Origin of the sequence: Methanoregula sp. (assembly GCF_049518935.1) — an archaeon.
Taxonomy (GTDB): Archaea; Halobacteriota; Methanomicrobia; order Methanomicrobiales; family Methanospirillaceae; genus Methanoregula.
Window position 1 is genome coordinate 41,710 of sequence record NZ_JBEKRH010000008.1, and the last position, 26,472, is coordinate 68,181.

12 protein-coding genes are annotated in these 26,472 nt (G+C 51.6%); 8 read left to right on the forward strand and 4 right to left on the reverse strand.

The genetic code is table 11. The features are described 5' to 3' along the window. Position 1 precedes the first annotated feature (1 nt). The 3 genes from ABSE13_RS07025 (at position 2) to ilvD (ending at position 4,220) form a co-directional block, all read left to right on the forward strand. Complete coding sequence (locus tag ABSE13_RS07025) at positions 2-1,174, forward strand: energy-coupling factor ABC transporter ATP-binding protein (protein ID WP_424027799.1); 1,173 nt, start codon at positions 2-4, stop codon at positions 1,172-1,174. A gap of 17 nt (positions 1,175-1,191) precedes the next feature. Next, positions 1,192-2,496 (forward strand): cobyrinic acid a,c-diamide synthase CobB, encoded by a 1,305-nt coding sequence (locus ABSE13_RS07030; RefSeq protein ID WP_424027863.1) that lies wholly within the window; start codon positions 1,192-1,194, stop codon positions 2,494-2,496. Positions 2,497-2,567: 71 nt separating this feature from the next. After that, positions 2,568-4,220, forward strand: coding sequence for a dihydroxy-acid dehydratase (gene ilvD / locus ABSE13_RS07035; RefSeq protein WP_424027800.1), 1,653 nt, complete (start codon positions 2,568-2,570; stop codon positions 4,218-4,220). Between the two features lie 191 nt (positions 4,221-4,411). Here the strand turns inward: ilvD and ABSE13_RS07040 are convergent, their stop codons facing one another. Continuing rightward, positions 4,412-5,068: a DUF4013 domain-containing protein gene (locus ABSE13_RS07040; RefSeq protein ID WP_424027801.1), complete on the reverse strand. Its 657-nt coding sequence runs from the start codon at positions 5,066-5,068 to the stop codon at positions 4,412-4,414. Between the two features lie 145 nt (positions 5,069-5,213). Next, the gene (gene purH / locus ABSE13_RS07045; protein WP_424027802.1) at positions 5,214-6,698 is read right to left on the reverse strand and encodes a bifunctional phosphoribosylaminoimidazolecarboxamide formyltransferase/IMP cyclohydrolase; all 1,485 of its coding nucleotides are present in this window, start codon (positions 6,696-6,698) and stop codon (positions 5,214-5,216) included. Positions 6,699-6,978: 280 nt separating this feature from the next. Here purH and ABSE13_RS07050 point away from each other — a divergent pair, with 280 nt between their 5' ends. From ABSE13_RS07050 to ABSE13_RS07070, 5 genes are all read left to right on the forward strand, one after another. After that, complete coding sequence (locus ABSE13_RS07050) at positions 6,979-7,521, forward strand: nucleotide exchange factor GrpE (protein ID WP_424027803.1); 543 nt, start codon at positions 6,979-6,981, stop codon at positions 7,519-7,521. A 4-nt stretch (positions 7,522-7,525) separates the two neighbouring features. Beyond that, entirely contained in the window at positions 7,526-9,379 is a 1,854-nt protein-coding gene (dnaK, locus tag ABSE13_RS07055; protein ID WP_424027804.1) for a molecular chaperone DnaK, read from the forward strand. A gap of 7 nt (positions 9,380-9,386) precedes the next feature. Next, a complete protein-coding gene (gene dnaJ, locus ABSE13_RS07060; protein WP_424027805.1) occupies positions 9,387-10,517 on the forward strand; it encodes a molecular chaperone DnaJ in 1,131 nt (376 codons plus the stop codon). A 61-nt stretch (positions 10,518-10,578) separates the two neighbouring features. Continuing rightward, positions 10,579-11,547 carry a THUMP domain-containing class I SAM-dependent methyltransferase gene (locus tag ABSE13_RS07065; protein WP_424027806.1) on the forward strand — a complete coding sequence of 323 codons (969 nt, stop codon included), beginning with the start codon at positions 10,579-10,581 and terminating at the stop codon, positions 11,545-11,547. Between the two features lie 65 nt (positions 11,548-11,612). Beyond that, positions 11,613-12,308 carry a tetratricopeptide repeat protein gene (locus ABSE13_RS07070; protein WP_424027807.1) on the forward strand — a complete coding sequence of 232 codons (696 nt, stop codon included), beginning with the start codon at positions 11,613-11,615 and terminating at the stop codon, positions 12,306-12,308. Between the two features lie 334 nt (positions 12,309-12,642). Here ABSE13_RS07070 and ABSE13_RS07075 read toward each other — a convergent pair whose 3' ends face one another. Beyond that, the gene (locus ABSE13_RS07075) at positions 12,643-24,879 is read right to left on the reverse strand and encodes a tetratricopeptide repeat protein (RefSeq protein WP_424027808.1); all 12,237 of its coding nucleotides are present in this window, start codon (positions 24,877-24,879) and stop codon (positions 12,643-12,645) included. 235 nt (positions 24,880-25,114) lie between these two features. Further along, positions 25,115-26,347 (reverse strand): aminotransferase-like domain-containing protein, encoded by a 1,233-nt coding sequence (locus ABSE13_RS07080; RefSeq protein ID WP_424027809.1) that lies wholly within the window; start codon positions 26,345-26,347, stop codon positions 25,115-25,117. Positions 26,348-26,472 lie beyond the last annotated feature (125 nt).

Sequence of the window (26,472 nt, forward strand, 5' to 3'; positions counted from 1 at the left end):
GATGACTACTCTGCTTGAATTTGACCATATTCATTATGCCTACCCAAACTGCCCGGAATCACTTTCCGGTGTAACATTCTCGATACAGAAAGGAGCCCGGGTTGCACTGGTTGGTCCCAACGGTGCCGGAAAGACCACCCTGCTCCTGATGTGCAACGGGATTCTTGCACCCACACAGGGCCAGGTGCTTCTCAATGGTGAACCGCTCCGGTACGACAGCCGCTCTCTGCGCGAGGTGCGCAAGAAAGTCGGGCTGGTATTCCAGAACTCAGATACCCAGCTCTTCGCACCGACCGTATACCAGGATGTTGCATTCGGCCCTCTCAATCTCGGCATGACGCCGGACGAGATCCAAGCGACCGTCGCACGATCGCTTATGGCCGTGGGTCTCACCGGATACGAGAAGCGGCCTCCCCACCAGCTGAGTGGCGGTGAGAAGAAACGGGCCGCAATTGCCGGGACCCTTGCGATGGAGCCGGAGGTTCTTGTCTTTGACGAGCCTACAAGTTCACTTGATCCTGCCGGTGCCGCAGACCTCATGGAGCTGCTTGATGAACTCAATACCCGGGGAACGACCATCATTATCTCGACCCATGATGTGGAGCTCGCGTACCTTTGGGCAGATCAGATCATCCTCCTGAACAAAGGAACCGTACTTCATGCAGGCTTCCCTGAGGAGGTCTTTACCAATCCCTCACTTATCGCTGCGGCAAATCTCCGCATGCCTGCGGTACTGGAAGTGTATAGCGAACTTCTCTCCCGCCATATGCTGACATCAACAGTCTCACCAAAATCTGTTCTGCAGCTGGTCAATGCACTTGAACAGACGAACAAAAAATTCATTTCTGATGCACGTGATTATGGGAGTATCACTGTGTGCAATGTAGATGTGACGGCATTCAGTGATATATCACGGTGGCGTTCAGAACACCCGAAGGCAAAAACCGGAGTCATGGGAAGCAGAGCGAAAAACCTTGTTGAACAGGAAAACTTTATCCCGGATTTCACGTACGGCGTGATTGATAAATGCATCCTCCGGGCTTTGATGGGCGAATCCTCAATTATCATGACCAGTGAAGGTATGGTGGAGCGTGTATCCCGAAGAGTGATGGAATTTGACGAGGAGAGCAATATCCGGATACCAGTATGTCTTTTCGGCGGTGATCGATCCTGACAATTCCCTGTATAGTAATAGCCGGTACCCACAGCGGATGCGGGAAAACCACGATCGCAAGTGGGATCATGGCCGCCCTTACGGCGCGGGGAATGAAGGTACAGCCCTTCAAGGTCGGCCCTGATTTCATTGATCCCTCGTATCATACCCGGATTTGCGGCAGGATCTCCCGTAATCTTGATCCATTCATGATGGGTGAGGTGGGCTGCAGGGATACATTTCTCCGTGCTTCGGAAGGAGCCGATATAGCTGTCATTGAGGGTGTCATGGGATTATATGATGGCATTGACGGAGGCGATCTGGCAAGTACGGCCCATATTGCCCGGATTCTCAAAGCTCCGGTGATTCTTGTTGCAGATGCCAAAGGAATGTCGCGAAGCGTCCACGCTCTCATACAAGGTTTTCTGGCATTTGATCCCACAATCACGATTGCCGGAATTATTATCAATCGTATCGGCAGCCCGCGTCACCGGATCATGATTGAGCAATCAGGATCTATTTCCGTACTCGGATGGATTCCCAGAAACGATGAGATCGCGACAAAAAGCCGTCACCTGGGGCTTGTCATGGCTCACGAAACGGAATCTCTTGATGAGATTGGTTCCCTTGTGGAAGAATGCTGTAATCTCGACGAATTGTTATCGATTGCAACAAAAGCTCTGCCAATCGTTCTTGCATCCCGGGATGAACCCCCCTTATCATCCAGGGCCAGCATTGGCATTGCCCTGGATGAGGCATTTTGTTTTTATTACCAGGATAATTTTGACCGCCTCCGCCAGCAGGGAGCAGATCTTGTTTTTTTTAGCCCTATGAGAGATGCCCTGCCAGAGATTGATGCCCTGTACCTTGGAGGTGGATATCCGGAACTCCATCTCCCGGTTCTCGAGTCATCAGCCTGCACCCGGAAACTGAAAAAAGCCTCTGATAACGGGTTACCGGTATATGGTGAGTGTGGCGGGCTGATGTATCTCACCCGTGACATTCAGACTGACAAAACATATCGTATGGCCGGTATTCTCCCCGGCAGTGCACAAATGACTGATCGGATTCAGGGACTCGGATATGTGAAAGGCACCGCGACCGGATCGTCCCCTCTCATGGTCCCGGGACAAACAATAACCGGCCATGAATTTCACTATTCGCGGATAATCCCTGATACTGATGCCCGGTTTGCCGTTTCTCTCTCGCGAGGAAAAGGCATCAATGACGGAAATGACGGACTTCATTCGTCATGTGCATTGGGTTTGTATACCCATGCATATTTCACTACAGCATTCTGCAGGAACTTCATAGATCTGGCTGCGGCATTTTCGCACAAGTAACGTTTCCTCTTTTCCCGGTTCACAAGAGATAAACATGTGGAACACTTAAAAACTATCAGCAAGAGGCAGAAATGATGTCCCTGAGAAGCGATGAAATAAAAACCGGCTATCAGCGAGCACCCAACCGCTCACTTCTCCGGTCTCTTGGTGTAACAGATCGTGAGATGGGTCTTCCCTTTATCGGTATTGCCAACGCGTTCAACACCATCGTACCGGGACATATCCATCTCCGGCAACTGGGTGAGAAAGTACGGGAAGGTATTGCTGCAGCCGGTGGCGTCCCGTTCGAATTTGGCGTGATCGGGATCTGCGACGGTATTGCAATGGGACACGAGGGCATGCACTATTCTCTGCCATCCCGGGAAAACGTGGCCGATTCCATAGAACTGATGGTTCAGGCGCACAGGTTCGACGGCCTTGTCTGCATTGGAACCTGTGATAAAATTGTCCCGGGCATGCTGATGGCCGCGGTCCGTTGTAACATACCAACGGTGATCCTTACTGGCGGTGCAATGTTGTCCGGCCATCAGGATGGCAAAGATCTCTCCCTCATTGAAGTGTTTGAAGGTGTCGGCAAAGTTGCAGCAGGAACTATGAGTGAAGCTGCCCTGAATGAACTGGAAGGATGCGCAATGCCGGGATGTGGCAGCTGCCAGGGCCTGTATACTGCCAATACGATGGCCTGTATGACAGAGGCAATGGGAATGTCGCTTCCCGGGTGTGCTGCAATACCGGCGGTGGATGCAGCGAAACTGCGCATTGCACGTGAGAGCGGAGAAGCCGTTCTTACCCTGGTGAAGAAAAATACCCGGCCTAAGGATATCATAACCGATAAAAGCCTCCGGAATGCAATAAGGGTAGACATGGCCCTTGGTGGGTCTACCAACACCGTCCTTCACCTTATGGCACTGGCTACTGAGGCCGGAATTCCCCTCAGCCTTGAGGATTTCAATATTCTTGCGGATGTAATTCCCCATATCTGTCATATGCAGCCGTCTGGTCCACACTCGATGCAGACCCTGTATCGTGCGGGAGGAATTCCGGCGGTCCTGAAACAACTCGAGCGACTACTCGAATCATCACCAACCATATCCGGAAAGGACGTGCTCGATATCGCCCGGCATGCAGTAATAAAAAATTCATCCGTGATCAAAAGTATTGACGCGCCGGTCAGTTCAGCCGGTGGATTAAAGATCCTCTTTGGTTCCCTTGCCCCGGATGGAGCCGTGGTAAAATGTGCCGCAGTCCCGCAGGCCATGTGGAAACATACCGGTCCTGCCCGCGTCTTTGACAGTGAATCTGCTGCTATGAGCGCGATCCTTTCCAGAAAAATTGCTGAAGGTGATGTGCTCATCATCAGGAACGAAGGTCCCCGCGGGGCTCCGGGTATGCCGGAGATGCTCTCACCGACCTCAGCCCTCGTGGGCTTTGGTTATTCCCGTGTCGTGCTCATCACGGACGGCCGGTTTTCCGGGGGAACGCGGGGTCCGTGTATCGGCCATGTTGCCCCGGAAGCAGCCGTGGGTGGACCGATTGCGTTTGTCCGGGATCATGACCGGATAACAATCGATCTGTTCGAGAAGAGGATAGATCTCCTGATAGATCAGAGCGTGCTGGATGAGAGAAAGAAAGGATGGATCCCCCCCCATAAATCACTCACCGGAGTTCTCGCCCGATATGCCAAATCCGTTGAGCAGGCGAACCTTGGTGCAGTACAGAAATAGTACTCCAGTCAATCAGTACTTTTAAAAGCACGTTTTTTTAAAATAAATTTTAATCTGTCGTCAGTGATTATCTCATTCTTTACAATAACGGTCAGGATTTTCAATTCTGGTTTTTAATTACAGTGTAAAAAAAGCCCTGATAACTGTCAGGGAATTGTTTTAATCACGTAGGGAAAAAAAGTGTTGAGGGATTATGCCGCGCCGGCCGCATCATAGACCTGGCAGAGATACCGGGCTTCAAAGATTGACAGTGGGGCAATGAGGATGATCTCGATGATAATGCCCAGGAAGGGGATCATCGAGAGGATTCCGATTATGATACTGAAGATGATCTGGACGATGATCAGGACGATGAGGGCAATGATGTAACTGCCCCAGCCGATTTTCCCGATGGTTTCGAGGATAGCACCGAAGTTGAATGCCTCCCCCATACTGCCGGTCCGAGCGAACCGGATGATGCCGATGGTTGCAAAGAGTCCGGTGAGGATTGCAACGATCACAAAGACGATGAACCCAAAGAGCATCCCGCCGATTGCTCCCATCGCTGATGCGGGATCGCTGGCTAATGCAAAAAATCCTGCACCAATCGTTATGAAGAATATGATAAGCATGGGGATTGCCCAGATAAGTGCAACGATCGCGTACTTGATCCCGTCAATGAAAAGTGTCCCCCAGTCGGTAACTTCCGGCGCCGGCTTTTCGCCGCGGAAGACCTTAAGGGTGTAGCCAAGAAGCGGAATGCAGAGAATGATCGTTGCGATTACGAGCAACAGCCATTGCATCCACTTACCAATCACCGCATCCTTTGCATAAGCAAAGGAATCTCCAACCATCTTACCAAAATCCATTTGTTTCACCACAATGATACCATCAAAATTTCATAACCATTCATGACCAATCTTAGCCAAAAACGATTTAAGTACCGTATGATAACTTCGCAGAATATAAAATTATCGATTTTACTGACTTAAAATGAAAAAATGGGGAAAATATTCAGTGCCTGAAGTACCGGACGCCCGTAAAAACCATTGCCAGTTGAAGGCGGTTGGCAGCGTCGATTACTTCCTTATCGCGTATGGATCCACCCGGCTGGACCAGAGCTGTTGCCCCGGCTTTTGCTGCTACTTCAAGTGTATCGGGGAACGGCAGGAATGCATCCGAGGCAACAGCTGAGCCTTTCAGCGAGGCACAGGCCTTTTCTATCGCTATCTTTGCGGAATCCACCCGGCTCATCTGGCCAGCGCCGATGCCCAGTGTATGCCGGGAATCTGCAAAGATGATTGTGTTGCTCTTTGTGTGCTTGCAGACTTTCCACGCAAGCTGGAGGGCTTTCATCTCATGTGCAGAAGGATCGCGATCTGTAATCACTTCCCAGTGTTCCTTGTAGGACGGAGTCCGTTGTACAAGAACACCTCCGTCAATAGTTCTGATTTCATCAGCTCTGCATTCCGGCGGGAGAATAAGCACTCTCATATTCTCTTTTGTTTTCATAATATCCAGTGCTTCTCGTGAGAAGCATGGTGCGACAATAACTTCCACAAACGTTTTGCAGATTTCCTCTGCCAGTTTTTTTGTGACCTCCTTATTCACAGAAACAACAGACCCATATGCTGAAACGGGATCTACCTCTCGTGCAGTAATATATGCGTCAAAAAGATCATGGCCGATCGCTACCCCGCAGGGGTTGTTATGTTTGATGAATATCGCTGCAGGTTCTTCAAATTCCCGAAGGAGTGCGACTCCGGCATTGACATCTAGGTAGTTGTTGTAGGACATCTGTTTGCCCTGGATCGGTTCGGTGCCTGCTATCCCGTTCACACCGTAGACTGCTGCAATCTGGTGAGGGTTTTCCCCATACCTGAGTGCCCTGCCGTTGGTATACTGCATGGAAAGTGTTGTCGGGAACGGATTTGAGATGCTGTAGAGATAATTACTGATGGCTGCATCATAAGCAGCGGTGCGGGCAAATGCTTTCTTTGCCAGGTCGAAACGTTGTTCTGCTGAAATACCATCTTCCCGGATCATGTGAACGATCATCGGATAATCAGTTGGATCGACTACAACTGCAACATCCTTGTAATTTTTTGCTGCTGCACGGATCATTGCAGGCCCGCCAATGTCAATAAATTCTATCAGTTTTTCAAGATCCATCTGTTTTTGCGACATTGCTTCGAACGGGTACAGGTTGACGACAAGCAGGTCGATCTGGTCTATCCCATGGCGGGCCATGACCGCATCATCAATATGGCGGCGACCGAGCAATCCCCCGTGTATCTTGGGGTGGAGGGTTTTCACGCGGCCATCCATCATCTCGGGAAATCCGGTGTAGGAGGAGACTTCCGTATATTTTATGCCTGCCTGTGCCAGAGCCTTGCCGGTTCCTCCGGAACTCATGAGATTATACTTTTTTTCAGCCAGAGCCTGTGCAAGCTCCACGATGCCCGTCTTGTCCCAGACCGAAAGCAATGCCCACTTCATGGTCTAGTGTATGAAGAATGTGGGTGAAAAATGTATGCAGATTTCTTAAATTATCCTTGAACGGGATCAGGTTTTTGTATGTATAACTTTTATCAAATAACCTGTGCCATTAAGGAAACGTAAATATCTGTTAATATTGCTTTTGAAACCCAATTCATGAGACCGGGAGTCTATGATTTGGTAATTGGGGGAAATTCCAGAGGTTCTCTCCTGCGAACGAAGTAAATATTTATATAGAACTACAATGCAATAGATATTGGAACATCGAATGGGATGTACTATGGACGATGCAGAACGCGAAGCGGTTCAGGCCGGTACAAACGATTCCGGTACAATCGAAAAAACTTCCGGGGAATCAAAGCCCGGGAAGGCTGAATTGGATGAGCTGAAGAAAAACAATGCAGAGCTGAACGATCGGTTCCTCCGTCTTGCAGCGGATTTTGAAAATTTCAAAAAACGCACGGCACGCGAACGGGAAACGATTGTTGCTCTGGCAAATGAGCGGTTTGCAGTCGATATCCTTGAAGTCATGGACAACTTTGAACGTGCACTCAGGACAGATGACGCTCATCTTCGTAAGGGTGTTGAACAAATTCACCAGCTGTTCACTGCACAGTTGCAGCGTTACGGTATCTATCCCATAGATTCGCTGAAAAAACAATTCAACCCGGCTGAACATGAAGCGATTGCCCATATTCCATCGGGTGAGGCTACCGGCACTATTGTCGATGTTGTCTCCCCAGGGTATCGCATGAATGACAAGGTAATCAGGTACGCAAAAGTAGCAGTTTCAAACGGAAACCAGCAAAATCAGGAGGCATAACATCATGGCACATGAGAAAGTTCTGGGAATTGATCTGGGAACAACCTTTTCCTGCATGTCAATTATGGAAGCGGGAAAACCGATCGTTATTCCTAATTCCGAAGGCGGACGAACAACCGCGTCAGTAGTTGCATTTACCAAAGAGGGAGAACGTCTTGTTGGCAGCCTTGCCAAGCGGCAGGCTGTGACCAATCCCCAGCGCACGATCCAGTCCATCAAACGGAAGATGGGGACCAGTGAGAAAATTGTCATCGACGGGAAAGGCTTTTCGCCCCAGGAAATTTCTGCTATGATCCTGCAGAAACTCAAGATGGATGCGGAAGCATACCTGGGCGAGAAGATTACTAAGGCCGTAGTCACGGTTCCCGCCTACTTCAATGATGCCCAGCGACAGGCAACCAAGGATGCCGGACAGATCGCCGGTCTCGAAGTGATGCGTATTATCAACGAACCCACGGCAAGTGCCCTTGCCTATGGCATTGACAAAGAGAACGATGCAACAGTACTTGTCTATGACCTTGGTGGTGGAACATTCGATGTATCGATCCTGACGCTTGGCGATGGCGTGTTTGAGGTCAAATCCACGGCAGGAAACAACCATCTCGGCGGGGACGATTTCGACCAGAGAGTTACCGATTATCTGGTCGAAGAGTTCAAAAAGAAGGAAGGAATCGACCTTAGGAATGATCCCTATGCAATGCAGCGCCTGCGGGATGCTTCGGAGAATGCGAAGATCGAGCTTTCCCAGCGCCAGACCACGAACCTCAACCTGCCCTACATCACTACAGATGCGAGTGGCCCGAAGTTCCTGAATATCGATCTCTCCCGTTCAAAGCTCGAGCAGTTGATTGGTGACCTCATCGAATCAACCGTAGGGCCCGTCAAACAGGCACTGAGCGATGCAAAGCTTGAACCCAAGGACATCGATCACGTCCTTCTGGTCGGCGGATCAACCCGTGTCCCGCTGGTTCAGGATACCGTGCGGAAACTTCTTGGCAAGGAACCGGACAAGGGACTCAACCCTGATGAATGCGTTGCACTTGGCGCCGGAATCCAGGGAGCTGTTCTGACAGGCGAGACCAAGGATATTGTCCTGCTCGATGTCACACCACTCACGCTGGGTATAGAAACTCTTGGCGGTATCTCGACCAAGCTCATCGAACGCAACACCACCATCCCCACAAGAAAGAGCCAGATCTTCTCTACGGCGGCTGATGGTCAGACCAGTGTTGAGATCCATGTGGTCCAGGGAGAACGGGCGCTCGCCAAAGATAACTTCACGCTCGGAAAATTTCAGCTGACCGGCATACCCCCGGCACCCCGTGGCATACCGCAGATAGAGGTAACCTTCGATATCGACTCCAACGGTATCATCCACGTTTCGGCCAAGGATCTTGGCACCGGCAACCAGCAGGCAATCTCCATCAAGGGCGACAAGAAGCTCTCTGAAGACGATATCAAAAAGATGATGAATGCAGCCAAGCAGTTCGAGGCTGACGATAAGAAGAAGCGCGAAGAGATCGAGCTGCGCAACCAGGCCGACACCGCAGTCTTCACTGCCGAGAAGATGCTCAAAGAAAGTGGCGACAAGCTCGAAGCCACTGACAAGACCAAGGTGGAAGAAGGCATCGCAGCGGTCAAGAGCACACTGCCCGGGGAGAATCTCGACGAGATCAGGAAAGCGATGGAATCTCTCACCGAAGCAGTCTATGCAGCAACTACAAAAATTTACCAGAAGATACAGGCGGAACAGGCATCCCAGCAGCAGCCATCCGGCAGTGCCGGGCCCTCAGCAGAACCGGATAATAAAGACGATGACAATGTAGTCAATGCTGATTACAAGGTAAAAGAAGAGTGAGCCGGAAATGAGTGCGGGAGATTATTACGATACCTTAGGTGTTCCCCGGAGTGCGGACGATAAGGAGATCAAAAAGGCTTACCGGAATCTCGCACGGAAATATCACCCGGATGTCTGCAAAGATCCCGGTGCAGAGGAGAAGTTCAAGGAGATTAATGAGGCTTACAGTGTCCTCACTGATGACCAGAAGAAGGCGCAGTATGACAACATGGGTCACGAGACCTTCACCAATGCATCGAAAGGCTCCTATTCCGGAGCGGGAGGACAGAGTAATGGCGATTTCCATACCGACTTCTCCGGCTTTGGCGACATCTTCGATTTCTTTGGCGGTGGAGGGCAGCGGCGAGCCGGTCCCCAGCCCGGTGCCGATCTGCTGATGCGTATCCAGATCCGCCTCGAAGATGCAGTTGCTGGGATGGACCGGGAGATCGAGGTAATGCACTCTGAGCCCTGTGCAAGCTGCAGCGGTTCCGGCAGCGAGACCAAGCGCATGAATGTCTGTCCCCGGTGCGGTGGCAGTGGCCAGATGCGGCAGGCTACCAACTCCCCCTTTGGGCAGTTTGTCCGGATGTCGACCTGTACCCAGTGCGGCGGTAAAGGTAAAATCCCTGAAAAAACCTGTAAAGAGTGTCATGGTTCCGGTCACACACGGGTGAAACGAAAAGTCTCCGTCCATATCCCGGCAGGTATCGACAGCGGTATGCGCCTGCGTATGGAAGGATATGGCGAAGCCGGGGATTACGGGGCGGCCAACGGGAACCTGTTCCTTGAAGTGCATGTCCAGCCCCATAACCGGTTTGTCCGGTCCGGTGACAATCTTGAGACTTTTATCGAGATCAGCCCTGCCCAGGCTATCCTTGGAACGACCACGGAAATTGAGACGATCGATAAACGCCACATCGATCTCAAGATCCCTGCAGGAATCCAGTTTGGCACGGCGCTCAAGCTGGGCGGCGAAGGAGTGAAGCGTCGGGGCAAACATGGCGATCTTCTCGTACGCGTAAAGATCGTGACCCCCAAATCCCTCAGCGGGGAACAGAAAGAACTGTACCAGAAGATTGCCGAACTCGAGGGATCGCCAAGTGGCGGATCCGGTTTCTTCTCCGGTATTATGGGAAAGAAGAAGCCAAAAAAATAAATCTTTTTCTTTCCTGTTTTCCCACACGTATTTTTGAGTCTTCAGGTACCATCTATTCTGGATGAAACTGATCTTCGAGCTCTCCGGTGAAAATCCCACTCTCCCGTTTGCTGAGCTGGAATGCATCGGTTCCGTCCTGGATCAGCGTCTCCAGGTAGCAGTTGCCGAATGTCCGGATCCGGCAGAAGCGCACCGTCTTGCCATGACACAGGGTGTTCTTGAATATCTGGGAGAATGTGAGCCTGCGCTTCCGGCGTTTCGGGATCTGCTCAAAGATCTCAGCCTTGAAACAACCCGGCCGTTTGCCGGCAGGACAAAGAAAGTTCATGGCGGCTGTCATGAACGGAATCCCCAGTCCCAAAGGGAATTCGAGAACCTGATCGGTACGATGATCAATGGTCCGGTCTCACTAAAGCAGCCTGAAGTGGAGTACCGCGCGATCCTCTCCGAAGATAAATGTTATTTTGGACGGGTATTGTTTACGATAGATCGCTCTGCCTATGATATCCGCAATCCCGGGAAACGGGATTTCTTCCATCCCGGTGTGATGATGCCACGGATGGCGCGGACTCTGGTCAATCTTGCCTGTGCCCGTAAGGGGGACATTCTCCTTGACCCGTTCTGCGGCACCGGTGGCATTCTTATCGAGGCTGAGTTGCTTGACCTGTACGCGGTGGGCAGTGATTTCGATCCGTTCATGATCAAGGGAAGCATAAAAAATTCAAGGGAATCCGCGTTCCTGCAGGCTGATGCCACCTCACTGCCATTCCGTGACAGATCGATCGATACTATTGTCACGGATTTTCCCTATGGGCAGTCGGTCTGCATAAGGAAAACTGATACCATGGATCAGTTATACGCTGACGCGCTGGAGGAGATCCGAAGACTTATCAAACCCGGTCGTCGTGCAGTTATTGTTACGCACCGGGATATCGCAGATATTGCCTCTCAACACATGACAATTCTTCAGCACCATGATCAGCGCGTTCATAAAAGTCTCACCCGGCGTGTGCTGGTGCTGGGATTATAGTAAGGACGAACTCATGAAAATGAATTCTTTTATGGTGCATTCGCGCCAGATATAATCCGGTGAATATGATGACAAACAATGGTATTGCAGTTTCTGTAGTATTTTTTTTAGTTCTTCTCGCATTTGTCATTCCAGTATCCGCATATTCTGATGAAGCTGTTGCCTGGTATTCCCAGGGAAATGCGTTCCTGCAATCACAAAATTACACTCAGGCTGTTTCAGCATACGATCACGCTGTTGCACTTGAACCCCAGTACTTTGAGGCCATGAATGCAAAGGCTGATGCACTCAATCGTGACGGAAAGTTTGTTGACGCTCTGTCCGCTTCAGAACAGTCTCTTTCAGTCAACCCGGATTATGTCACCGGCTGGATTAACCGGGGACAGATCCTCTATAATATCGGGTACGAGTACGAAGATCAGGTCCACAATATGACCGAGGCTGACGAATATTATACCTACCAGTTGCAGGCCTTTGACAAAGCAATTGAACTCGATCCCACTAATGCCGAAGCATGGTTCAACAAGGCCTATGCCCTTGCCGGGATGAAGCGGTATGACGAAGCGATCGACGATTTTGATAAGGTCAGGGCACTCAATCCAAATTACCCGAATCTTGCAAAAAACCGTGAGATCGCCGTCCAGTTGCGGGATGCATCCACTCCCGTTTATGTGAAATATGCCGGGATCATTATTGGCGGTATTATCCTATGTGCAGGTGTTGCACTCTGGTTTTTCTTCCTTCGGGAAAAGACGGAATGATTACCCAATTTTTAAAATAACGATTAAACAGCTCTGTATAAAACCTGACAGCATTCATTATTTTCGTAAACTCCGATCAGGAACAATCGAACAATGGCGGAAAACTGCCCTTACCCGCGGCAAGAGGGGTTCGGGAAGATGCCGAACGCTTCTTCGCTGTGTCACCGTAGCGAGATGGAGGAGTGAAGTGTCGAAGAATCCATCGGTTTTTTCTCCAGCCAGCGTTTCACTTAAGGAACAACAGGCTCCCATAAGGGTGTCATTTTGGTTTTTCGAAAATTTTTTTAGAGCCGGTAAAAAACTAAACAAAATAAATTAATTAAAAAAATTATATTTACTTCCCCTTTTCGTAACAGATCTTTGCTTCCTCATGTTTGCCGATCTTGTCGAGGATATCACCGATATCATTCCAGATCTCCTTGCGACCCGGTTCGGTCTCCAGGGCGCGTTTGAATGATGTCAGCGCATCCTGGTACATTCCCATCTCCTGCAGTGCCCGTCCCTTGTGGATCCAGGCATCGACAAATTCCGGCTGGATTGTGATCATCGCATTGAAGGCCTCAACTGCTTCCTCATTGCGACCAAGGGCGATGAGTGCACTGCCCTTGGTAAAATAGGCGATAGAGAATGTGGGATCGATCTGCAGGGCCCTGTCATAAGATTCGAGAGCGGCATCGTATTTTTGCTCCGATGAGAGGACCATACCATAGCGGGTCCATGCTATCGCATTTTCCGGGTCCAGGGTAAGACCCCGGTCATAGGCAGTTTCCGCTTCGGAATATTTACCGAGATCGTAGAACGCGTTTCCTTTCCCCATCCAGGCTTCTGCCAGATCCTGATCCTGGTCAATTGCCTTGTCAAAGGCTTCGACAGCATCCCGTATCATTCCGAGTTCCGTAAGGGCAACGCCTTTATGTGCGAACACTTCCGGACGGTGATCGATCTCCAGTGCACGGTCATAGGACTGAATTGCTTCGCGGTATTGTTCCAGGGAAGCATATGCAAGTCCTTTCAGGTCATATAGTACCGACATGCGGGGCATGATCTCTATTGCCCGGTCAAATACGGTAATGGCAGCATCGAAACTTCCCTGTTCCGAGAGTGCCTGTCCTTTCCAGAAAAATGCCTGCCAGCAGGAGGGGTTGATATCGATTGCGCGATCCAACGCCGTTGTTGCGGCCGTGATATTACCGAGGGCGAGGAGGGCCCTTCCTTTCTCGTAAATAGCGTTCGCGGATCCGGGGTTCAGGTTAAGGACCTGATCAAAGGAAGTGATGGCATCCTTTTGTTTTCCGGTTTTCATGAGTGCACGTCCCCGCTCATAGATCGCGTCCGCATATTCCGGTTGGATTCCGAGCGCCATATTGAATGCGACGATCGCTTCATCGGACCGGTCTTTGCGTGCAAGAGCTACACCCTTGTTGTAATAGGCATCGGCATATCGTGTGTTGTTTTCTATGGCATTATCGAATGCGTTGATGGCCTCATCGTAGAGTGATTGCTGGAGAAGGGCGAGTCCCTTGTAATAATATGCCTCGGCATAATCGGGCTGAAGAGAGATCGCGTCGTCAAATGCCGTAATTGCTTCTTCGTACCGGTCCAGGTGGATCATGGCCACTCCCCGGAAGACATGGGGTGCGGCATAGGCTGCATGGAAAGCCAGCGCATGGTCGTAATCCCCGAGTGCCTGGTCATACTGACCGAGGCTGGCACGGGAGATACCCCGGTAGAGCCACGCTTCCGTAAAGTTCTCTTTCAGCGAGATTGCCTTGTCATAAACCACGATTGCCTCATGGTTCATGGAGAGCATGGCAAGAGCCCGGCCCTTCTGGTAGAATGCTTCCGCACAGTCGGACCGCTGTGCAAGGGCAGCTTCGAAGTTCTTTATGGCCTCATGGTATTTCCCGAGACGCAGCAGAGAGATGCCGATATGATAGTTTGCCAGGACATCTTTTGGATCGATGCCAAGGGCCTTGTGGAAGAAGCTGATGGCGTCCTGATCTCTTCCAAGATAGGAAAGGGCGATCCCTTTCCCCGTCCAGATATAACCGAAATTGGGGCGAATTTTCAGGGCCTGTTCAAACGAGACAATTGCTGCTTCGTATGAGGAGAGCTTTATCTGGGCATTTCCTTTGTGATACAGAGCCTCAACAAATTTTGGCTGGATGGAGAGGGCATTGTCATATGCCAGAACCGCCTCTTTGAACATTTTCATCCGGTAGAGTGCCCGGCCCTTGTCGTAGTACGCTGAGACATAGTCGGGTTTGATCTCCAGGGCTTTGTTGAACGCTTCGATCGCGTCGTCAAATCCCTCTATTGCAAAAATTGCACTGCCTTTGAGATACCAGGCATCGGCGTTGGTAGGATCAATTTCCAGCGTCCTGACATATGCCTCGACGGCATCATTGTATTTTCCTGTTGCAGCAAGTACCATGCCCTTATGGAGCCATGCATCAATCGATTTCGGATACAGCGTTATTACCTGATCGAAAGCTTGGATCGCATCCTTCTGGCGTCCCACTTCTGCAAGTGAGATTCCTTTATAGTACCATGCCTGCCAGTTACCGGCATCCAGATCCAGCGTCTTGTTAAGAGCGATGACAGCCTCGTCATGACGGCCCAGGTTCGCGAGGGCAAGGCCTTTATCGAAATAGACATCCGCATAATTTTTCTCGAGGCTGAGCACTTTGTCGAATGTTTTTACTGCTTCGCGGTACATGCCAAGAGAGGCAAGTGCCCGGCCCTTGTCATATATCGCTTCAATGTATGAAGGATCGATCTCAAGGGCCCGGTCGATGACTTTTACCGCATCCTCGAATTTTCCGGTCTTCATCAGTGCAGCACCCTTGAGATGAAGGGACGGGACATGCAGCGGCTGGATGGCGAGCGCCTGGTTATAGGCATCAATGGCATCTGCCGGCCGATCCAGTCTGTCAAGGGAGTGTGCACGGGCAAACAGGGCATCGAAATAATCGGATCTGATCTGGATTGCCTGGTTAAACGCAGAGACTGCGTCTGCATGGCGGTTGATAGAAGCAAGGGCGGTTCCCTGCTCGTACCAGGCTATGGCATTTTCCGGTGTCAGGGAGAGAAGGTGCTGGTAGGATTCAACTGCGTTTTCATACTTTTCGAGTGCCAGGTAAGATGCAGCTTCAAAATACATAGCCTCGTGATTTCCGGGATCGGATGCCAGTGCCTGTTCAAACGCGTCAATCGCCTTTTCATACTGTTTCAGCAGGAACAGCGCCAGCCCTTTCTCGTGCCATGCGGCAGCATGTCCGGAGGACCGCCCGATTACCTCGTCAAATGACCGGACTGCTTCACTGAACTTCCCCAGCGCATAGAGTGCACGTCCTTTGCCGAGATAGGCTTCCAGTTCGTCCGGGTGCTCGTTCAGCACCATGTCAAAGGCAGATATGGCCTGATCATATCGCTCCAGATGCGACAAGGCCATTCCTTTCTGGGACCAGATATCCGGGTTATCCGGTGTGAGGGCAAGGGCAGTATCAAATGCCGTAGCTGCCTCTTCGTACCGCTGCAGTTCCATCAATGAGAGGCCACGCAGGACAAAGGGCTCAGGCTGTTTTATCAGGTGTTCTCCTGCATCGCCAAGAATTGTTTCCGCTTCAGCATGGCGTCCCAGCCGGGCAAGGGCCATTCCCTTGTCCAGCAGTATCTCGCCATAGCCGGGTTCGATGCCGAGAGCAATATCGAACACCCGTATCGCGTCTTCCAGCCGGCCCAGCCTGGACAGGACTTTTCCTTCAGAGTAAATAATCCCGATATTACCCGGGTCCAGGTGCCGGGCCTTCTCGTACGCCTCAAACGCTTCCTCATCATTACCGACACGTTCTGATGCTGCGGCGCGGTGATGCCAGGCATCAGGATAATCCGGGACCCGGGAGATGAGTTCATCAAATGCCAGAATCGCCTCTTCAAATCGTTCCAGTTGTTCAAGGGCAATACCCTTATTGAAGCAGCCGTCAGCAAATCCGGGATCTAGTGCCAGGGCACGGGAAAACGCGGCAAGGGCATTTTCATGCTTCCCGAGCGCGGCATAGGCAAGGCCCTGGGCGTAATGGCAATCCCGTTTCTGATCATCGACATCCAGGGCACGGGTGAACTCAGCTATCGCCCCGGTATAATCAGCACGATCCGAAAGGACCAGCCCTTTCTCAAAGAGCGCATCATAAGAATGCGGGTTGATCCGGATAGCCTGGTCCAATGAAGCAATTGCCTCCTCCGGATTGCCAAGATGAACATAAGAAATTCCCTGAAGGTACCAGGCATCAAAAACCGAGGCATCCAGATCAAGAGCGGAGCCAAATGCCGAAGCTGCATCCTCAAACCGCTTGAGGTTAAAGAGGGCAAGTCCTTTATGATATAATGCCGGGATGTCAGATGGGCTGATTGAAAGTGCCATCTCAAAGGACGAGAGTGCATCTTTATACTGCCGGAGGCGTTCCAGGGCGAGACCCTTATCGTACAGGGCATTAATGAAATGTGGGTCGATTGCCGTTGCGCTTTCAAAGGATGCAATAGCATCCCGGTCACGGCCAAGACGTGCGAGGACAACCCCGCGGTCGTACCAGGCATTGGTATACTTCCGGTTGATCGCAATTGCGCGATCATACGAGGCAACCGCGTCTTCATCACGCCCTTCTTCCATGAGGGCAATGGCCCGATCATACCAGCCATTTGCTGCCTGGGGTTTCAGTTCGAGTGCCTGCGTCAGAGTATCCACTGCGGCTCCGAACTGTCCAAGCGAGAGAAGGGCGCTTCCCTTCTTGAGCCATGCCCCGGCACAGTCTCCATCGGTCAAAAGGACCTGATCAAAACAGGGGACTGCGTCAGCGTACCGTGAGAGATCGATGAGGGATTTTCCTTTCCGGTACCAGGCAATGCTGTTGTCTGGCGCAAGGGCAATGGCACGATCGAATGCCTCGAGGGATTCCCCGAACCTGCCTAATTCGTAGAGTGCACTTCCTTTCAGGATCCATACATCAGCCGAATTATTTTCAAGAAGGAGTGATGCATCCAGTGCCAGAAGTGCATCCTCAAACCGGAAGAGTCGGGAAAGTGATCTGCCTTTCTGGTACAGCACATTTGCATTGTCAGGAGTCAGTTCCAGCATCTTGTCAAAGGCTCTCAGCGCATTTTCATATTTCCCAAGTCCTGCATAACAAAGACCCGTCTCGTATACCGCGTCAAGGATCGAATTATCATGCGTAAGTGCCTGCTTGTAGGACCGGATCGCGTTTTCGTATTTTCCCAGGGCCTGGAGAGCAAGACCTTTATGGTAATGGGCTAGGGCATGATCGGGAACCGATTCAAGCACGTATTCAAAGGACTTTATCCCGCCGGCATAATCTTCAAGTCTCAGCTGGGCACAACCACGGTAATAAGCCGCATCATACCAGGTTGAATCTATGTCCAGTGCTGTATTATATGACTTGATTGCTTCCACGTCGTTTCCAAGTGCTGACAGGGCCTGTGCCCTGCTGAAGGAAGCCTGTGCGGATCCCGGGTTGAGGGACAGCGTCCTGTCAAATGCTTCGATTGCCCCGGTAAAGTTTTTCAGGTTCAGCAATGTCTGGCCCTTATCCAGCCATGCTGATGCATCTTCCGGTGAGAGGGAAAGGGTGTTGTTGAATGCATCAAGCGCATCTTCAAAACGGCCGAGATGCATGAGGGATTTTCCCCGGGAATAATGCAGCTCGCGGCTTCCCGGCCCCATAGTGAGTGCCTGGTCAAATGCAGCAACCGCCTCATCAGGCTGGTTCAGGATGGCAAGCGCCAGTCCCTTCCGGCATGCGGCTCCTTGAAGATCGGGTTTCAGTTCCAGGCTGCGATCAAAAGTATGGACGGCCTCTTCATAACGTTCGAGAGCACTCAGTTCACGGGCCTTATTGTACCAGGCAGCCGGGCATACCTCATCAAGAGTTACTGCCTGGTCAAATGCAGCAAGCGCATCCTTATGGAGCCCCATCCGGGAAAGTCCCACTCCTTTGTAATACCAGGCAGGGGCATTCTTCTGATCAAGGCTGATCAGTTTCTCAAGACTGGCAATGGCATCTTCCCACCGGCCGATCCTGATATATGCTTTTCCCCGGAAGAAGAGGGCACGGGGAGTGTGGGTTTTACGCTTGAGGGCCTTGCCAAACGCTTCAATTGCTTCTTTGTATCTCGTCAGGCGATAAAGGGAGTACCCCTTGCAGGTGAGAAGCTCGACATTGGCTGTATCCGATTCAATGGCATGGTCCAGGGCGATAACAGCATCTTCATATTTGCCAATCCGGACGAGTGAGGTCCCGCGTCCTTTATGCGCACGTTCATTCTCCGGATCCAGCAGGAGGGCTGCATCAAATGCGTCTATTGCATCAGGATAGCGCTGGAGTACTGCCAGCGATTCACCTTTTACCAGAAGGGATCGCAGGTCTTTATCCTCAAGAGCAAGGGCGCGGTTTACAGCATCTATCGCCTCCTCGTACCGGTTGAGGAGATACAGGCATTCTGCCTGCTCTGCATGGACTGCTCCTGTGTTAAGGCCAAGAGTGATAGACCGGTCAAATGCCACAAGTGCTTCTTCGGTTTTCCCGAGCTGGGTTAATGCAAGTCCTTTCCGGTAGATAATCTCTTCATTATCCGGCTTTACCGATAGGTAGCCATCAAACGCTTCGACCGCACTTTCATATTTTTCCAGGATGATGAGTGTCTTGCCTTTCTCCTGCCATGCTTCGCCGTTTGCCGGGTTAATTTCAAGTGTACTGGTGAACGATTCAACGGCTTCCTCATATCGCTGGGTAAGCATCAGGGCAAAGCCCTTGTAAAAGAATGCCCGCTCACAGTCCGGTGCAATTCTGTTGACCCCGTCATAGGCAGAAATGGCCTCGTTGTAAGATCCGAGATGATCCAATGAACGGGCAAGGCCGTACGCCGCAACAAGATCGTCGGGGCGGGCAGAAAGAACCCGTTCGAATGCCGTTATCGCTTCACGGTACCGCCCGAGCGCCGCAAGAGTTCTGCCATTTTCACGGGAAGCATCGACGAAATCCGGTATGATCCGGTTTGCCTCATCGAATGCGGCAGCAGCCTCCGGGAAGTTTTTCAAACGGAACAGCGCCACGCCTTTATAATAAAATGCCTCACCGAATTCCGGCATAATCGCAAGGGCACGGTCAAATGCGCTGACTGCTTCACCATCATTCCCGAGGCTGATATGAGCCCGGCCCTTGTAGAACCACGTGTGGGGATTATTCGTATCCAGTTCGAGGGCATGATCGTACGATATCACAGATTCCTGGAACTTCTCGACAGCGAACAGACAGAAACCACGTATGAGCCAGGCATTGGCAATCTTCGGGTTTCCATCAAGGGTCTGTGTCAGGATATCGATTGCATCACCGAACTCACCCAGTTCAGCAAGTGCAAGACCTTTATGATACAGGGCATCCCTGTTGTCGGGGCTGATGCTGAGCGTCTGAGTAAATGCGGAGGCTGCGTCGTCCTGACGCCCGAGTGCGGCGAGTGCAAGGCCCTTCTGGTATAATGCATCCGCATTGTTCTGATCAACAGCAGACGCTGCATCAAAGGCTGCAATTGCATCCTCAAAATTTTCAAGACGGGCAAGTGCGATCCCTTTCTGGAAGAGTACTGCCGGATCATCCGGATTTATTTCCAGGGCTATATTGTACGAGAGGACTGCTTCCTCAAACATGCCTACTTCCGCCAGGGCATTTCCCTTCTGGAAGAAAGCAGGGACATAATTGGGAATCAGGACAAGAACCCTGTCGAACGATTCCACTGCTTCAAGGAACCTGCCAAGCTTCGCGAGAGCAAGTCCGCGATCATAGTGGGTTTGCGCAATGTGAGGATCCTGTTCAATTGCCCGGTCAAATGCCTCGACAGCATCTGCAAACCGCGCGAGATCTGTAAGGGCGACTCCCTTGCTGCACCATGCATCAGGGAGGTCAGCATGGATTGAGATTGCTGCTTCGCTTGCAGACAGGGCCTCCTCGTAACGACCGAGATCGTGCAGGGCATAGGATTTGTACAGTGCAGCATCGGCATCAGCAGGATTATATTCAAGTGCGTGGTCAAACGCATCAACAGAATCCTGGTACAAGCCGATATCATAGAGGGATCTTCCCCGCTGGTAATGGGCTGGTGCATATGATGATGTGAGTGCGAGACATTTATCGAAGGCTGTTACCGCATCACGAGGGTGGTTGAGCCTGACCAGTGCGAGACCCCGGTGATAGTACGCCATTGCGTGTTCCGGCTGCAGGCTGAGGGCCAGATCGAATTCCACCAGCGCTTCTTCAAAGCGCGAGAGCTCAAAGAGGGAAAGACCGTTATAGAAATGTGCCTCGGAAGAATTAGCATCCAGTTCCAGGGCATGGGAATATTCTTCAACCGCGTCGGCAAACCGTGTCAGGTCAGCGAGTGCACGGGCTTTATAATAATGTGCCTGGAAATTGTTTGCATTCTCGAGAATGGCCCGGTCGAAATCATTGATCGCATCCGGGAATTTGCCAAGATTATAGAGCGCAATACCCTTGCGTAACCGTGCATCCGTATATTTCGGTTTGAGCTGGAGAGTCTTGTCGAATGCGAAGACTGCATCCGGATATCGTTTCAGTTCAGCATATGATTTCCCCTTGTGATAGAAGGCAAGGGAATTTTCCGGGTCATAGATCAGTGCCCGGTCAAATGCCTCCAGCGCTTCCTCATGCCTTCCCAGTTTCTCTAGCGCAAGGCCCCGGTTGAAATGACCGGGAGCGTTGCTGGTGTCTTTTGAAAGGTTCCTGTCAAATGCGTCGAGGGCCTGGGTATATTTACCGGTCTTTAAGAGCGCAAGGCCGAGATAGTAAAATGCTTCGGTATATGAGGGCTCTATTTCAAGGGCATGATTCAGGGTCAGGATCGCTTCGGGATACTTTCCGATCTCGATCAGGGATTTGCCCTTGTAATAGTAGGCCTGTGCAAACCCGGGAAGCAGTGCGATTGTCTTCTCAAAGGAGGTGATTGCATCCCGGTGATCACCCAGCCGGGCTAAGGCGAGTCCCTTGTGGTACTGGGCATCGCTGTTCTTTGGATCAATCTCGAGAAGGATCTCAAAGACGTGGATCGCGCCTTCCATCCGGTTGACTTTTTCGAGCGCTAATCCCTTGTAATAGAATGCCTCGATACTCCGCTGATTCAGGGTAATTGCATTGTCAAATGCATCAATCGCATCCTGGTAACGGCTGAGATCATAGAGAGCCCTGCCATTCTTGATCCAGCCGGCTTCCTGGTCGGGATCAATTTTCAGGGATTTCGCGTATGCCTGGATTGCATCATCCGACTTCCCGATCTGGTTGAGTGCATCCCCTTTCCGCATCCAGATATCGTGCAGGGAGGGGTTGATATCGAGGGCCCGGGTATAGGCGTTGATCGCATCCTGGATCTTGCCGAGATCGGCAAATGCATGACCTTTTTTAACCCAGCCTTCGGCAAGACCTGGCTGGATCTCGAGCGCCTTTGTATAGGCGTTGATAGATTCCTGTTTACGGGATAAGCCTGAAAGGGCATTGCCTTTCTGCATCCAGATATCGATAAGGGTTGGGTTGAGCGAGAGAATGCGATCGTCCGCTTCAACGGTTTCCTCATATTTCCCCAGAATATAGAGGGAATTTGCCCGGCAGATCATTGCTTCGATCAGGGAAGGATTGGCCGCAATACTCTTGTCAAGGAGCGGTATTGCCTCTTCATAGCGGGACAATGCAGCAAGCGCAATACCTTCGTACATGTACCCGTCTGTAAGGGACGGGTCCATCCTGGTTGCCTGCTCAAGGGTAGCGATGGCATCCCCGTACTGTTTTGCCTGGAGATAGGAGAGCCCCATGTAGTAATAAGAGGAGGCATTCTCCGGTTCGATCGTCAGTGCACTGGAAAATGCCTTCACTGCTTCGTCATACCGCTCCCGCTGGATGAGCGCAATTCCCTTGAAATGATAGGCCTGGCCATTGGAGGGATCCTGGGAGAGGGAACTCTCAAAGGCGCGGATCGCGTCATCATATCGCTCACGGCCGGCATAGGCAATACCTAAGTAATAAAAGCCGGCCGCATTGTCCGGTTCGATTGCAAGGGAGTTCTCAAATGCCGTAATCGCGTCATCATACCGCTCTTTCTGCGCGAGTGCAACCCCTTTGTGGTACAGGATTTTTGGATCATCAGGAGATATTTCCAATGCCTGATCATAGGAAACAACCGCTTCAAGGGGTTTTCCAAGGTTTGAGAGGGCATTGCCTTTTTCATAAAATGCCCTGGCACAACGGCGGTTAATCTCCAGGGTCTTGTCGAACGAACGGACCGCCTCATCATACCTTCCCAGTGCAACAAGGGCGAGCCCCTTGTAGCACCATGCATACACATCGCGCGTGTTGTCATCAAGCGCCCGGTTTAAGACCCCGATTGCGTCTTCATATTTTTTGAGTGTATAGAGGGCAATACCCTTCCGCATGGCGGCTTCCGAAAGTTTCGGGTTCAGCCCGAGGGATTTATCGAATGCCTGGATCGCATCGTCGAGCTGGCCAAGGTGTGCAAGCGAAATGCCGAGGTGGAGCCAGCCATCCGTGAGGGAGGGGTTCTGGTCGAGAGCCTCCTCGAAACTATGGACTGCCTCCTGGTAGCGCAGCAGTTTGAAGAGCGCCATTGCCTTTTCATACAGGGCATTGGTATTCTGGGGCGAAATTGCGAGCACCGCATCAAAAGCGGAGACCGCATCTGCATACCGGCCGAGCCGGACCAGAGCGGAACCCCGGTGATAGATGGAAAGGGTATGGGTTGGATCGATCTCGATTGCCCGGTCGAATGCAGAAATAGCATCATCACATCTGCCCAGCTGGACAAATGCGAGCCCGCGCTGGTAATGGGCATTGATATACCGGGGATTGATTGCAACAACCTGTCCGAATGCATCGAGTGCCTGATCGAAACGGCCAAGCTTCACAAGGGCAGCGCCCTTATCGTAGAATGCCTGGGCATATGCCGGTTTTAACGCGATGCTGCTGTCAAAGGATTCGAGCGCATCCTCATAACGGCCAAGCCGGAACAGCTGCAGCCCTTTCTGGTGGAATGCCTGTGCATTCGATGGATCGAATGCGATCGTGCGTTCGAATTCAACAACAGCATCTTCATTTTTGCCCAGTTTTGCAAGGGCAAAACCCTTGTGGTACAGGGCATCGGAAAAACCGGGGTTAATCCGGAGTGCACGGTCATAGGATTCAATAGCCTCCCGGAACCGTCCGAGACTGGCATACGAGATCCCTTCCTGGAATGCCGCGGATGAACAGTCCGGATCCAGCTGGAGTGCGGATTCAAAGGATTCAATGGCTTCCTTGTGTCGCCCGAGCCGAGTCAGGGCAATCCCGCTGTAATACCATGAGCCGGCATGGTCTTCCCTGAGTGTCAGCCCGTGCGAAAATGAGTCATAGGCATCTTCGTACCGGCTCAGGTTGATGCAGGCTACACCCCGGCGGAACCAGGCTTCAAAATTGTCCGGTTCGAACGAGAGCGTACGGTCCAGGTCCTGTACCGCTTCACGGAATTGTTTCAGCTGGTAGTATGCCAGTCCCCGCTGGAAATATGCGGTCGGATTTGTCGGTGTTGCCTCGATCGCACGGGAAAATGTATTTACCATGTCGGCATACAGGTTCAGCTTGCTCTGGGCGAGTCCCAGGTAATACCATGCATCGGCAAGCCCGGCATTGAGGTCTGTTGCCTGGTGGAGAGCGTCTGCGGCTTCCTCGTACTTCCCGAGCTTATAGAGAGAGATACCCTTTATTGCCCAGATGTCGCCATGACCGGTTTCCTGCTCTAGGAACAGATCCGCAGATATGACAGCGTCTTCGTGCCGTTCCTGTTTTGCGAGGATGAAACTCCGGTAATAGCAAGTCCAGATATCGGATGGATCGATCTCGTACGCTTTATCAAATGCGGCAAGGGCCTCATCGTATTTCCCGATATCGTACAGCGAGATGCCCTTGTTGTAATAGGCCCGGGCGTACGTGGGTACAATCTCGATTGCCTTGTTATACGAATAGATTGCTTCCTGGTGCCTGCCGAGATCGGCAAGGGCAATCCCCTTGTTATAATAGACTTTTGCGTGGCGGGGATCTACCATCAGGGCATGATCGTAGGCAGTAATTGCATCGGAAAACCGGCCGAGTTCATAGAGTGCGATACCCTTGAGGATCCATGCTTCGGCATTATCATACTGGATGGACAGGAGACGGTCGCAGGCAACGAGCGCCTCTTCGTTCCTGCCGAGTTGGGCAAGGGTGGCAGCCTTGTTATACCAGGTATTGGGATCCGCCGGATCGATGGTGATTGCCATGTCATAGGCAGCGATTGCGTCCTCGAATTTACCGAGATCGTACAGCGCGATGCCCTTGAAATAATGGGCTTTGGCCAGGTTGGGGTAGAGGGCGAGGCCGCGGTCGAACATGACGATCGCTTCCTGGAACCGCCCGAGTTCATAGAGTTCAATGCCCTGTCGCAACAATGCTTCTGCATCACTCTTGTTCATGGATAAAATCCCCTCGTAAACCTTGTCCCGGGTCTGCCATTATTCCCAATATCTGCCGCGCGTGCCGATCCTTTTTGCCGGTATTGTTGCTCAGGTATAAGGTTTCATAAAGGCGCCTTATACCCTTTCCGGTACATATGCATGTACTATGCGGATTAATGAATACTATTTTTATACTCCATCCGTATAAGGGAAATGGTCAGAAAAATGGATGCAGAACCGGCTCCGGGCTGGATCACCTCTTCTCAAGTGCATGGATGACGCAGGCAAGCCGCTCTATGCCGGTGCGTATCTTATCCGGTGTTGCATTGGAGAAATTGATCCGAAGAGTATTGTTGCCGCCGCCGTCCACATAGAAGGGTGTCCCCGGGAGGACCGCCACGTGATCGCGGATCGCGTTCTCAAAGACCTCCATGGATGAGACCTTCTCCGGCAGGGTCATCCAGACAAACATCCCTCCCTTGGGGTGTGTGCACGTCACCGACTCCGGCATCATTTCCTGTATCAGGGAAACCATCAGCCCGCTCTGCTGTTTATAGGCTTCACGGATACCAGCTATGCGTTCATCGATATCTTCATGGAGCAGGTATTCGTATGCAATTCTCTGGGAAAGGTAATTGGAATGGAGGTCCGAAGCCTGTTTTGCGATGATGAGCTGATCCATGATCGGTGGTGGTGCGACCACCCAGCCAAGGCGCATGCCCGGTGCCAGGATCTTGGAGAATGAACCGGTGATGATTGCCTGTTCAGGGAGAAATTGTCGCATCGAAGGAAGCGCAGTGCCATCAAACGAGAGTTCGCCGTACGCATCGTCTTCGATAAAGAGCGTGTCCCGGCCGGCCAGAAGCGCCCCTATCTCGCGTCGCCGGTTTTCTGAGTACGTGATCCCGGAGGGATTTTGTGAATTCGGAACCCCGTAGAATAACCGGATCGGATTTTTATCAAGCTCCTGGGCGAACTGTGCCATATCCGGGCCGTCTTCGTGAAGTATGATCGGATGGAACTGAGGTTCATAGAGCGAGAATGCCTGGATTGCCCCAAGGTATCCCGGGCGTTCGATGGCCACATGATCCCCGGGATTGATCAGCACCTTGCCAATCAGGTCAAGGCACTGCTGCGAGCCGTTCGTAATCAGGATCTCATCCGGAGAGATTGAGAGACCGAGACGTTTTTTGTACCGGTCTGCGATAAACTGCCGGAGCGGGAGATATCCTTCCGTAGTTGCATACTGGAGTGCGGAATGTCCGTCCTGTGCCAGCACGGATGCCGTTGCCCGGGCGATGCCATCGACATCGATCAGTCCCGGGTTCGGGAGACCCCCGGCAAAGGAGATGATCTGAGGATCTTCGGTTACCTTGAGGATCTCACGGATGAATGATTTGGGCGTCTTTGCCATCCGCGATGCAAACCTGTACTGCCGGCCGGAGCAGGCTCCGGGTCCGGTCACTGAATGTGTCTGCTGACTCATGGTTCACCAGGTTGTATGCATCAGTATTTTCCCGGAATATCCATAAATTCATCTCACGTTAACGGGGATTTGCCGGGAATCTGATAAAAATAATCCGGTTTCGCGCAGAAAAATGGCATTTATCC